An 11,432-nucleotide genomic window follows, 5' to 3' on the forward strand; every position below is an offset into this window, starting at 1 on the left:
AGGCTAGCCGAGCGCCGGCGACGCGGGCACGGCGAAGACGCCGAGGGGCGGGCGCGGACCCCGGGGTCCGCACCCGCCCCTCGGCGGTCGAGCTGGTCCTCAGCGGATCTTGGTGACCTGCACCACCGACGGACGCGGACCGCGCCACTCGCCACGACGGGGGCGCTGCTGGGCCGGCACGTAGTCGGGGAAGAAGGAGTTCTGCTCCTCCCAGGAGCCGTCCTCACCCGGGTGCTGGACGGCGACGAAGACGCTGCCGTCCTGGTCGTGGATGACCGGGCCGCAGGTCTCGGCCTGGTTCGGCACCGCCAGGAACTGGGTGACGTGACCGCGCTCCTCGCCCTCCAGCGGCACCCGGTGCAGGGCGTCGGCCAGGCCGATGGTGCCCGGCTGGCCGTCGGTGGAGATCCACAGCGTGCCCTCGGAGTCGAAGGCCACGTTGTCGGGGCAGGAGATCGGCGCGACGGGGCCGTCCCAGCCGGCGAAGTAGGTGCCGGCCTGGTCGGGCATGCCGCACACCAGCAGGATGTTCCAGTCGAAGGAGGTGGCCCCGGCCTTGTTGCCGCTCTCGGTCAGCTCGATGACGTGGCCCTCCTTGTTCTGGTTCCGCGGGTTGGCGGCGTCGGCGTCGGGGTTGCTGCCGGTGCCGCGGTTGGTGTTGTTGGTGCAGGCGACGTAGACCTTGCCGGTCTTGAGGCTGGGCTCGACGTCCTCGCAGCGGTCCATCGGCGTGGCGCGCATCTTGTCGGCGGCCTCGCGGGTGAAGACCAGCACCTCCTCGACGCTCATCTGCGGCACCCGGGAGCGACCGTCCTTGACCAGCGGCACCCACATGCCCCGGCCCAGGTTGTCGTTGTCGGGGCGCTGGCGACCGCTGAAGCGGGCCACGTAGAGATCGCCCTCGGTCAGCAGCAGCATGTTGTTCGCCTTGGCCTCGGCCGAGTCACCGGCCATGAACTTGCGGCTGGAGACGAACTTGTAGAGGTAGTCGAAGCGCTCGTCGTCGCCCATGTAGGCCGCGACGGTGCCGTCCTCGTCCACCCGGACGTTGGCGCCCTCGTGCTTGAAGCGGCCCATCGCGGTGTGCTTGCGCGGGGTCGAGGTGGGGTCGCTCGGGTCGATCTCGACGATGTAGCCGAAGCGGTACGGCTCGTTGCGGTAGTCGTCGCCGGTGGCGTCGAAGCGCGGGTCGACGCTCTCGAAGCCGTACACCGAGTCGCGGTCGTTCAGGCCGTAGCGAGCGGCGCCGCGGGCGTCCGGGTCGGCCTTGAAGTAGCCGTTGAAGTTCTCCTCACCCGACAGGATGGTGCCCCACGGGGTGGTGCCACCGGCGCAGTTGCCGAGGGTGCCGAGGACGGTGCGGCCCTCGGGGTCGTCGGCGGTGACCATCCACTCCGAGCCGGCGGCCGCGCCGGTGAGCTCGAAGGGGGTGCTGGCGGTGATCCGGCGGTTCTTGGGCGCGCCCTGGATGTAGCGCCACGGGCGACCGGCACGCTTGCGCTCCAGCTCGACGACGGCGAAGCCGTGGGCGGCCATCAGCGTGCGGGTCACCTCCTCGGGGTCGGCGTCCGGCGGGAACATGATCGCCCGGTTGGTGTACTCGTGGTTGCAGCACAGCAGCGCGTGGGTGCCGTCCTCGTCGTCCACGAGGATGTCGAGGTAGTCGTTGTTGTAGCCGAACTGCTTCTCCTGGGCCTCAGCGCTCGGGTTCTCCGGGTCGAAGCGCGGCGAGTCGTCGAACAGCGGGTCGCCCCAGCGCAGGATCGCGGTCCACTCGTACTCCTCGGGCACGGTGAAGGCGTCCTCGGCGGCGTCGACGGCCTCGATCGGGGTGAAGGCCAGCCCACCGGCCACCTTCTTGGCCTTGCCCTTGGCCTTGCCGTTGTTCTTGTCCTTCGCTGCGGCCGGCACGGCCCCGGCGAAGCTCAGCGGCACGGCGGCGGAGGCGGCGACGGCGCCGCCGCCGAGCAGGACGGAGCGGCGGCTGAGCGCGGTGGCGGCGATGTCGCGGAAGGACGGCTCGGTGCTCTGGTTCGGCACCGGCGCGGCGCACGCCGAGTCACACTTCAGGTGGCAGGTCACGGCGCTGCGGTTGCCGTGCGTCTGCCCAGCCATGGGAAGAAGCTGCACAGGGATCTCCTCGGATCAGCCCCCGCCAGATGGCCGAGGGGCGGGCGTTCGGACGCGGACCAGCCAACGAGCGGAAGATGAACAGCCGGTGACCTGGGTCGAACCGAGCCCGCAACCTCTGGGGTGGGCGGTATTTCGTCATGCCCGGTGCGCGGATTTGTCCGGGCCCGGCCGCCGACACGCCGGGGTGGCAGCGGACCGCCGACGAGGGTTGGACGCTGGTTCCGCCGACTACACTCCACCCCGGCGACGCCGTCGGCGTCCAGGCCACCCGGGTCAAGAATCGGCCCTTCGCGGCCGGCCACCACAGGAGTTGCCACGGGTGATCCCCGCCACCACTTCTGCCCGCCAGCACGACCTGCTGCTGCCGGGCCCCGGACGCGCTCCCGCCGCGCCGACCACCACCTCCCTGCATCCCGGCCGCCGTGGAGCCCGCCGGTGAAGCGGAGGGCTGATCTGCGCGGTCTGGCCCGGGCCGCACGCGAGCTGCACGCCCGGCTCGACGAGTCCGAGCGGGTGCGCACCGGCGTGCGCCTCGCCGTCGAGCTGATCGAGGGCTGCGACCACGCCGGGGTGACCGTGGTCCGCGACGGGCGGGTGTTCACCGGCGCGGCCACGGACGAGGTCGTGGTCCGCGGCGACGCACTGCAGTACGAGACCGGGCAGGGCCCGTGCCTGCAGGCGGTCCGCGACCAGAAGACGGTGCTGAGCCAGGACCTCACCGCCGAGACCCGTTGGCCGGCGTGGAGCCCGCGGGCGGCGGCCGAGCTCGGCACCCGCAGCATGCTGTCGGTGCTGATCTACGACCAGCACGACGCCTACGGCGCGCTCAACCTCTACGGTGACACCGTCGACGGATTCGACGGTCAGGACATCGAGGTGGCGCTCGCGCTCGCGACGCAGATCGCGATGTCCCTGGCCGCGGGCCGCGAGATCGACCAGCGCGGTGCGGCGATGGTCAGCCGGACCACCATCGGCCAGGCCCAGGGCATCTTGATGGAGCGGCTGGGGATCAGTGCCGAGCAGGCCTTCGACTACCTGCGGCGGACCTCCCAGCAGATGAACTGCAAGCTGGCGCTGCTCGCCGAGGAGCTGGTCCGCACCCGCCAGCTGCCGACGGACCGTCCGGACCCGGGCGGTGGCCCGGGTCCGGCCCGCGGCTAGTTGAGGACGCCGTCGTCGGCCGCCGGCGCCTCCAGGGGTCCGATCACGCCGCGCAGCTTGGTCATCACCCGGCTGAGCAGCCGGGAGACCTGCATCTGGCTGACGCCGAGCTCACCGGCGATGTCGCTCTGGGTGCGCCCCTGGTAGAAGCGCATCCGGAGCAGCCGCTGCTCGTCCTCGTCGAGGTGGTGCATGGCCTCCTCGACCAGCAGCCGGGCCTCGGCGGCCAGCACCTGCGGCTCGTCGTCGGACTCGGCGTGCAGGCCCTCGGTGGGGCTGATGTCGAGGGCCACCGGCCGGTAGCCGTGCTCGGCCAGCCGGGCGGCGCGGACGTCCGCCTCGGTCTCCCCGATGTACTCGGCGAGCTGGACGTCGGTGGGCTCGGCGTGCAGGGTCTGCGTGAGCTCGGGCCAGGCCTGGCGCATCGACATCGCCACCTCCTGCTGGTGGCGGGGCGGTCGGACCGTCCAGCCCTTGTCGCGGAAGTGCCGCTTGAGGACGCCGAGGATGGTCGGCACCGCGAAGCTGGCGAACGGCCCGCGATCGGGCTGGTAGCGGTGGGCGGCCTCGGTGAGCCCGGAGCGGGCCACCTGGGTGAGGTCGTCGTCCTCCTCGCCCCGGTGCCGGAAGCGGCGGGCGAGGGAGTCGGCGAGCGGGAGGTTGAGCACCACGACCTGCTCGATGAGCTCGTCGCGGTCGAGCTCGCCGGTGCCGATCAGCTCGAAGAGCCGGGTGGTCTCCTCGGCGACGGCCGAGGGATCTCGGTTGACCGAGGGGGGCTGGAGGGGGGCCACGGCCCCCGTCGAGAGGGATGCGGACGCACTGCTGACCATGAGAAGTCCTTCCATCGCACTGCGTTGGTCGGCGCGCTTCTTGGCCACCTCCACTGTCACACGTCCGGGCGCAGGGCACAAGGCGGCCGGCCAGATGGGCGCCGGCGCCGCACGTCGGGAGCGGCCTCAGCCCAGCGGCAACGGGGTGATCGTGGCCGCCAGCTCCTCGACCGCGCCCGGGCTCAGCGCCGGTCGCCCGCCCGGACGTCCCACCGTCAGGGCGGCGGCCGCGCACCCCCGGAGGGCCGCCTCCACCGGGCCGCGGCCCGAGGTGAGCGCCCAGGTCAGGGTGCCGACGAAGGCGTCCCCGGCACCGGTGGTGTCGACCACCGGGGTGTCGACCTGCGGCAGCAGCAACCTCTCCTGCGGGGTCACCACGACGTCGCCCTGGTCGCCGACGGCCAGCACCACCAGCCCGGGCCCGAGCCGGAGCACCTCCGCGGCCACCCGGGCGGCGTCCTCGGGGTCGCGGATGCGCCGGCCGGCCCACAGCTCGGCCTCCCGGGCGTCCATCCGGACCACATCGGCCCCCGCCACCACCGGCTCGCGGTGGTTCTCGTCCTGGAGCACGCCGTCGAGCACCACCAGCGCCCCGCGGGCACGGAGCATGCCCAGCGCGCAACGCACCACCGGGGCCGGCTGCTGAAGCTGCAGGACGGCGCTGTCGCACTCCTCGACCAGCCCGCCGACCGGGTCCAGGTCGTCCCCGGTGAGCAGGGTCGCGGGCGGGACGTGCTCGAGGTAGCGGTGCTGCCCGTCGTCGGTGACGATGTCGACCATCAGCGCCGACTCGGTGCCGCGGCGGCGCCGCACCCCCCGGACGTCGATGCCGTCCTCGACGCAGCGCTCCACCAGCCGGGAGCCGGTCACGTCGTCGCCGACCACCCCGACCAGGATCGGGCGGGCGCCGAGCTGGGCCAGGGTGACCGCGATGTTCGCCCCCTTGCCGCCCAGCAGCTCCAGCCGACGGTGCACGTCGACCGTCCCGCCCGGGCCGGGCACGGTGTCGGTGAGCAGGACCAGGTCGCGGGCGATCTGACCCAGTACCGCGGTGCTCATGCCCGTGCGGTTCCCACTGCACCGGCTGGTGAAACAGCCGGTGTCGCGGGTTCAGTCGCTTTCCAGGACACCCCGCTCCCGGGCGTCGGCCACCAGCTGGCGGACGTGCTCGAGGCTGCCGCAGCCGTCCTCGATCAGCTGGTTGCGGGCGGTCGCGAAGGTCTCGCCCAGCTCGTTGCGCTCACGCTCGGAGACCTCCTCGCGGGCGGGGTTGAGGATGGTCAGCTCCTCCTCGGTGAGGTGGTGGTTGATCGTCGTGGCCAGCTCCTCGACCGCGTCGTCGAACTCCTCGCCCTCGGTGGTCTCCAGCTCCAGCACCGCCAGCAGCGCCTCGTTGCCCTCGGCGTGCTCCTCCTCGCCGTGCTCGGCCTCGTGCTCGCCGATCGCCTCGCGCCGCCGCAGCCGCGGGTAGACGTGCTCCTCCTCGGCCAGGGCGTGCGCCACGTGCAGCTGGGAGAAGGCGCGCCGGACGGCGTCGCGGTCGGAGGAGGCGTCACGCAGGTCGCGCAGCAGGGTCTCGAAGAGGCGGTGGTCGTTGAGGATCAGCTCGACGACGTCACCGGAGACCGGGCGGCCGAGGTCGATGGGAGTAGCCATGGGGCCAGCATGCCCGGTCGCGCCGACACGCCCCGCGGCGGGGGCCGGACGTGCTCGCGGACGGGCTCTCAGGCGGTCCGGACGGCGGGGGCGCTGTGGTGGCGCCCGATCGGCAGCATCAGCGGTTTGCCGCAGGTGGGGTCGGTGATGACCCGGCTCTCCAGGCCGAAGACCGTGCGGACCGCGTCCTCGGTGAGCACCTCGGCCGGCGACCCGGCCGCGTGCAGCCGGCCCTCGGTGAGCGCGATCAGGTGGTCGGCGTAGCGGGCGGCCAGGTTGAGGTCGTGCAGCACCATGACGACGGTGGTCCCGCGGGCGTGGTTGAGGTCGGTGAGCAGGTCGAGCACCTCGACCTGGTGGCTGACGTCGAGGAAGGTGGTCGGCTCGTCGAGCAGCAGCAGGTCGGTCTGCTGGGCCAGTGCCATCGCGATCCAGACCCGCTGGCGCTGCCCGCCGGAGAGCTCGTCGACCGGACGCTCGGCCAGCGCGGTGGTGTCGGTGGCCAGCAGCGCCTCGGCCACCGCGACGTCGTCGGCGTGCGACCAGCGCGAGAGCACGCCCTGGTGCGGGTGCCGGCCACGTCCGACCAGGTCGGCGACGGTGATCCCCTCCGGGGCCACCGGCGACTGCGGCAGCAGCCCGAGGGTGCGGGCCACCTCCTTGGCCGGCATCTTGTGGATCGCCCGGCCGTCCAGCAGCACCCGGCCGGCACGCGGGCCGAGCAGTCGCGACATCGACCGCAGCAGGGTCGACTTGCCGCAGGCGTTGGGACCGACGATGGCGGTGATCCGTCCCGGCGGGACGATGAGGTCGAGCCCGGAGATGACGGTCCGCTCGCCGTAGCCGACGGTCAGCTCCAGCACCTCGAGGGTGTGGTCGGCGGCGGGGCCCGCGGGGCCGCCGTGCACGACGTGTGGATGACTCACAACGATCCTCCCGCGCGGTTGGTCCGGACGATCAGGTAGATGAGGTAGGGCGCGCCGAGCACCCCGGTGACGACGCCGACGGGGTAGCGGGTGCCGAGCAGGAACTGCCCGCAGAGGTCGGCCACCAGCACCAGCAGCGCACCGACCAGCCCGGCGGGCAGCAGCAGCGAGCCGTTGGTGCCGACCACCCGGGCCGCGATCGGGCCGGCGAGGAAGGCGACGAAGGCGATCGGTCCGGCCGCGGCGGTGGCGAAGGCGATCAGCCCGACGGCGGCGACGATGAGCAGGATCCGGGTGGGCTCGACCCGCACCCCGAGCGCGGCCGCGGTGTCGTCGCCGAGCTGCAGCGCCCCCAGCGCCCGGGTGCGGCTGAGCAGCACCGCCCCGCACACGACCAGCGCGGCGGTGGCGGGCAGCACCTCCGACCAGTCGGTGCCGTTGAGGCTGCCGGCCAGCCAGCGGACGGCCTCCTGCAGGTCCCACTCCGCGGCGCGGGAGAGCACGTAGGCGGTGACGCTCTCCAGCATCGCGGCGATGCCGATGCCGACGAGGATCAGCCGGGTGCCGGCCACCCCGCCGCGGAAGGCCAGCCCGTAGACCAGCAGCGCCACGGCGAGCGCGGCGACGATGGCCACCAGCGAGACGCTCGGCCCGCTGAGCCCGAGCACCACGATGGCGAAGGCGGCGGCCGCGCTGGCGCCGGAGCTGATGCCGATGACATCCGGGCTGGCCAGCGGGTTGCGCAGCATGGTCTGGAAGGTCACGCCGCCCAGGCCGAAGCTGAGCCCGACCACCACCGCGAGCACCGCCCGGGGCAGCCGCAGCCGCCCGACGGTGAAGCTGGCGCCCTGGACGTCCTCACCCAGCACCACCCGCAGCACGTCGAGCGGTGGGTAGACGGTGCGTCCGACCACCAGGCTGGTGGCGAACACGGCCAGCACCAGCAGGGCGAGCACGACCAGCACCACCCGGCGGCGGGCGGTCCGGCGGACCCGGCCGCGGGCGACGGCGACGACCGTCTCGAGGGGCACGGCACCGTAGCCGTCCGGTTCCTCCGCCCGGGTCGGCAGCGCGGCCGGGGTGGTGCTGGCACCGGGCCCGGTCACAGCGCACGCACCGTGCGGCGGCGGACGATGGCGATGAAGAAGGGCGCGCCGACCAGCGCGGTGATGATGCCGACGTCGACCTCGGTGGGACGGGCCACCACCCGGCCGAGCACGTCGGCCGCCAGCAGCAGGCAGGCCCCGGTCAGGGTGGAGAACGGCAGCAGCCAACGGTGGTCGGGGCCGACCAGCAGCCGGCACAGGTGGGGCACGACCAGCCCGACGAAGCCGATCGGTCCGGCCACCGCGGTGGCGGCACCGCAGAGCAGCACCGCCCCGAGCGCGGCGACCGCCCGCGCCACCGCCACCCGCTCGCCGAGCCCGGCCGCGACGTCGTCGCCGAGGGCGAGGGAGTTGAGCCGGCGCGCGGAGAGCAGGCTGATGACGACCCCGCAGAGCAGGAAGGGCAGCACCTGGGCGGTGCTCTCGTAGGAGGCCCCGCCGACCCCGCCGATCTGCCAGGACCGCAGCCCGCCGGCGATGTCGTTGCGGGGCAGCACCACCGCGGTGATGAAGGAGGACAGCGCCGCCGAGGTGGCGGCCCCGGCCAGGGCCAGCTTGAGCGGGGTCGCCCCACCCCGGCCCAGCGAGCCGACGGCGTAGACGAACACCGCGGTCACCGCCGCCCCGGCGATGGCGGCCCAGATGTAGCCGGTCGCGGTGCTCAGCCCCACCGTGGCCACGGCCGTCACGACGGCCAGCGAGGCGCCGGTGTTGACGCCGAGGATGCCCGGGTCGGCCAGCGGGTTGCGGGTGACGCCCTGCATCACCGCCCCCGACAGGCCGAGCGCGCCACCGACGGCCACCGCGAGCAGGGTCCGGGGCACGCGCTGGGCGACCGCCGCCTCACCGATGGTCGACGTCGAGCCCTGCAACCCGGCGAGGACGTCGGAGAGGCCGACCACCCGCGACCCGACGGCCACCGACAGCAGCACCAGCCCGGCCAGCACGACCACCACCGCCAGCGCCCACAGCGCACGCCGCCGCCGCGGGCGTCGGACCGGGTCGACGTCCGCGGCGGGAGCGGGTGCGGTGCGGGTGGCGGTGGAGGTCACTGGGACTTGTCGGCGGCCTCGGCGAGCAGGTCGGCGTAGTCCTGCAGCACCCAGGAGATCGCCAGCGGGGTCGGGTTGGCGGCGGTGCCGAGCGGGTCGGTGTTCGGCAGGGCCACGATGGCGTCGTTGGCGATCGCCGGCATCTGGGCCAGCAGCGGGTCGGCGCGTAGCTCCTCCACCACCAGGTCGTCGGCGTAGGTGACGATGATGTCGACGTCGGAGAACTGGTCGATCTGCTCGGCGCTGACCGAGCCGGAGAAGCTGTCGCTCTGCGCGGAGAGCTCGGCGATGCTGGGCGGCGTGGCCATCCCCAGGTCCTCGAAGAAGGCGGCCCGGGTGTCCTTGGCGCTGTAGAAGCTCACCTCGCTGAGGTCGTTGGGGTCGAGGTGGGTGAGGAACATCGTCCGCTTCCCGGCCAGCTGCGGGTGGTCGGCGGCGACGGCGTCGATCTCGGCCTCGAGGTCGGCCACCAGCTGCTCGCCCTCGCTGGCCATGCCCATCCCGGCGCTGTTGACGAGGATGGTGTCGCGCCAGCTGGTGGCCCAGGGGGCCTCGGGGTAGGCGACCACCGGGGCGATCTCGCTGAGGGTGTCGTAGTCCTGCTCGGTCAGCCCGGAGTAGCCGGCCAGGATGACGTCGGGCTGGGTGTCGGCCACCGCCTCGAAGTCGACCCCGTCGGTCTCGTCGAACAGCACCGGGGTCTCCGCGCCGAGCTCGGTGAGCTTCTCCTCCACCCAGGGCAGCACGCCGTCGCCGTCGTCGTCGCCGAAGTTGGCAGCGGCCATCCCGACCGGCACCACGCCGAGGGCCAGCGGCACCTCGTGGTTGGCCCAGTTGACGGTGGCGACCCGCTCGGGCTTCGCCTCCAGCACGGTGGTGCCCAGCGCGTGCTCCACGGTGAGCGGGTAGCCCTGCTCGGCAGCGGCCGGCGGAGGCGCGGTCTCCGACCCCTGCTCGGGGGCGGCGGTGCCGGTGGTGCCGCAGGCGGCGAGGCCGAGGACGGCCGTCGCCACGGCGGCGGCGAGGAGGCGAGGTGAACGCACGAGTTCTCCACTTCAGGGATCCGCTGGGAAGCCGGTCGACGCCGACCGAGAGGCCCGCCGGTTAGGCAAGGCTTGCTTAGGCTAGGCGCACCTCAGCCCCAAGTGCAACGGCGTCCACCGCCGCTCTCGTTGGCAGGGCCTGCTTGACTGGGAGGACTCGACGACAGGAGGGGAAACGACATGGGCATCGGCTCTCTGTTCAAGGGCGCGGTCAAGACCGCCGTGGTCGCGAAGGTCTTCCAGGTGGCGGAGCGCGAGCTGCGCAAGCCGGAGAACCAGCGCAAGATCAAGGAGGGCGTCGACCGGCTGATGAAGTCGCGCCGCCGCTGACCCTCCTGCCGCGCGCCGGCCGCCCCACCCGGGGTGGCCGGCGCTGCCGTGTCCGGACGGTTGAACTGTACTGACCAGTCGGTACAGTAAAGCCGTGACCTCGACGCCTCCCCGCAACCGGTGGGCCGCCCTGTCCGTGCTGGTGGGAGCGGTGCTCCTGCTGGCCATCGACGGGACGGTGCTCTACCTCGCCGTCCCCTCGCTGACCCGCGACCTGGCGCCCAGCGCGAGCCAGGTGCTGTGGATCGGCGACATCTACTCCCTCGCGCTGGCGGGGCTGCTCGTCACGATGGGCACGGTGGCCGACCGGGTGGGGCGCAGGCGGCTGCTGCTGACCGGCGCCGCCGCGTTCGGTGCGGCCTCGCTGCTGGCCGCCTTCTCGACCGGCGCCGAGATGCTCATCATGGCCCGGTTGCTGCTGGGGGTGGCCGGGGCGACGATCATGCCGTCCACCCTGTCGATCATCCGCCACCTGTTCCCCGAGCCGGTGGAGCGGACGCGGGCCATCGCGATCTGGTCGGCGGCCTCCGGCGGCGGGATCGCGCTCGGCCCGCTGGTCGGCGGGGTGCTGCTGGAGCACTTCTGGTGGGGCTCGGTGTTCCTCATCAACGTCCCCGTGGTGCTGGTGCTGCTGGTCGCCGGCGCGGCGTTGCTGCCGGAGAGCCGCGACCCCTCCCCGGGACGTTTCGACCCGCTCTCGGCGGCCCTGTCGATGACGATGGTGGTGCCACTGGTCTACGCGGTGAAGCACGCCGTCTCCGCGGGGCTGGACGCCGTGACGCTCGGCTGCCTGCTGGTCGGGGCCGTCGGCGCCGTCCTCTTCGTGTCGCGCCAGCGGCGCTCGACGGCCCCGATGATCGACGTCACCCTCTTCGCCTCCCGCGCCTTCACCGGGGCGGTGCTGGCGAACTTCATCGCTGTCTTCGCGCTGACCGGCCTGCTGTTCTTCTTCTCCCAGTACCTGCAGCTGGCGCGGGGGCTGCGGCCGCTGCTCGCCGGGCTGGCCGAGCTGCCGGCCACGCTGTCCTCGATCGTCGTGGTCACCGTGGTCGGGCTGGCGCTGCGCCGGCTCGGCCCGGGACGGGCCATCGCCGTCGGGCTGGCGGTCGCCGCCTGCGGGTTGGCCCTGGTCGCGGCGGCCGAGCGCAGCGACAGCCTGCCCGCGCTGCTGGCCGCGCTCGTCCCCGTCGGG

At 73.4% G+C, this 11,432-nt stretch carries 11 protein-coding genes; 3 read left to right on the forward strand and 8 right to left on the reverse strand.

Annotated features, from left to right (window positions below):
• Positions 1–99: 99 nt before the first annotated feature.
• Positions 100–2,115, reverse strand: coding sequence for a PhoX family protein (locus tag DVA66_RS10890; RefSeq protein WP_114560109.1), 2,016 nt, complete (start codon positions 2,113–2,115; stop codon positions 100–102).
• A gap of 453 nt (positions 2,116–2,568) precedes the next feature.
• Here DVA66_RS10890 and DVA66_RS21270 point away from each other — a divergent pair, with 453 nt between their 5' ends.
• Positions 2,569–3,294: a GAF and ANTAR domain-containing protein gene (locus DVA66_RS21270; RefSeq protein WP_198671665.1), complete on the forward strand. Its 726-nt coding sequence runs from the start codon at positions 2,569–2,571 to the stop codon at positions 3,292–3,294.
• On the opposite strand, the gene DVA66_RS10900 is transcribed toward DVA66_RS21270, so the two are convergent.
• The 7 genes from DVA66_RS10900 to DVA66_RS10930 form a co-directional block, all read right to left on the reverse strand.
• Positions 3,291–4,088 (reverse strand): sigma-70 family RNA polymerase sigma factor, encoded by a 798-nt coding sequence (locus DVA66_RS10900; protein WP_157973952.1) that lies wholly within the window; start codon positions 4,086–4,088, stop codon positions 3,291–3,293. The two genes, DVA66_RS21270 and DVA66_RS10900, sit on opposite strands and share 4 nt — an antisense overlap.
• A gap of 165 nt (positions 4,089–4,253) precedes the next feature.
• Positions 4,254–5,186, reverse strand: coding sequence for a PfkB family carbohydrate kinase (locus DVA66_RS10905; protein WP_114560112.1), 933 nt, complete (start codon positions 5,184–5,186; stop codon positions 4,254–4,256).
• 51 nt (positions 5,187–5,237) lie between these two features.
• Positions 5,238–5,783 (reverse strand): hemerythrin domain-containing protein, encoded by a 546-nt coding sequence (locus DVA66_RS10910; protein WP_114560113.1) that lies wholly within the window; start codon positions 5,781–5,783, stop codon positions 5,238–5,240.
• A 68-nt stretch (positions 5,784–5,851) separates the two neighbouring features.
• Positions 5,852–6,709 carry an ABC transporter ATP-binding protein gene (locus tag DVA66_RS10915; RefSeq protein ID WP_408608905.1) on the reverse strand — a complete coding sequence of 286 codons (858 nt, stop codon included), beginning with the start codon at positions 6,707–6,709 and terminating at the stop codon, positions 5,852–5,854.
• Positions 6,706–7,815, reverse strand: a complete 1,110-nt coding sequence (locus tag DVA66_RS10920; protein ID WP_232821900.1) for a FecCD family ABC transporter permease — start codon at positions 7,813–7,815, stop codon at positions 6,706–6,708. Before DVA66_RS10920 ends, DVA66_RS10915 begins: the two co-directional genes overlap by 4 nt.
• Positions 7,812–8,867: a FecCD family ABC transporter permease gene (locus tag DVA66_RS10925; protein ID WP_198671666.1), complete on the reverse strand. Its 1,056-nt coding sequence runs from the start codon at positions 8,865–8,867 to the stop codon at positions 7,812–7,814. The genes DVA66_RS10920 and DVA66_RS10925 overlap by 4 nt, the downstream gene beginning before the upstream one ends.
• Positions 8,864–9,910, reverse strand: coding sequence for an iron-siderophore ABC transporter substrate-binding protein (locus tag DVA66_RS10930; RefSeq protein WP_114560116.1), 1,047 nt, complete (start codon positions 9,908–9,910; stop codon positions 8,864–8,866). Before DVA66_RS10930 ends, DVA66_RS10925 begins: the two co-directional genes overlap by 4 nt.
• Positions 9,911–10,090: 180 nt before the next feature.
• Between DVA66_RS10930 and DVA66_RS21275 the strand changes: the two genes are divergently transcribed.
• Both DVA66_RS21275 and DVA66_RS10935 read left to right on the forward strand, forming a co-directional pair.
• On the forward strand, positions 10,091–10,240 hold the full coding sequence (locus DVA66_RS21275) for a hypothetical protein (RefSeq protein ID WP_198671667.1): 150 nt from the start codon (positions 10,091–10,093) through the stop codon (positions 10,238–10,240).
• A 94-nt stretch (positions 10,241–10,334) separates the two neighbouring features.
• Positions 10,335–11,432 (forward strand): MFS transporter (locus DVA66_RS10935; RefSeq protein WP_198671668.1); only part of this gene is annotated, 1,098 nt, incomplete at its 3' end.

It is taken from the genome of Desertihabitans aurantiacus (genome assembly GCF_003344635.1).
Classification (GTDB): Bacteria; Actinomycetota; Actinomycetes; order Propionibacteriales; family Propionibacteriaceae; genus Desertihabitans; species Desertihabitans aurantiacus.

Excerpts from the sequence above, each read along its gene's own strand:
- DVA66_RS10910 (WP_114560113.1), bottom strand. The coding sequence starts at position 5,783 with ATGGCTACTCCCATCGACCTCGGCCGCCCGGTCTCCGGTGACGTCGTC.
- DVA66_RS10905 (WP_114560112.1), bottom strand. The coding sequence starts at position 5,186 with ATGAGCACCGCGGTACTGGGTCAGATCGCCCGCGACCTGGTCCTGCTC.
- DVA66_RS10890 (WP_114560109.1), bottom strand. The coding sequence starts at position 2,115 with ATGGCTGGGCAGACGCACGGCAACCGCAGCGCCGTGACCTGCCACCTG.
- DVA66_RS21275 (WP_198671667.1), top strand. The coding sequence starts at position 10,091 with ATGGGCATCGGCTCTCTGTTCAAGGGCGCGGTCAAGACCGCCGTGGTC.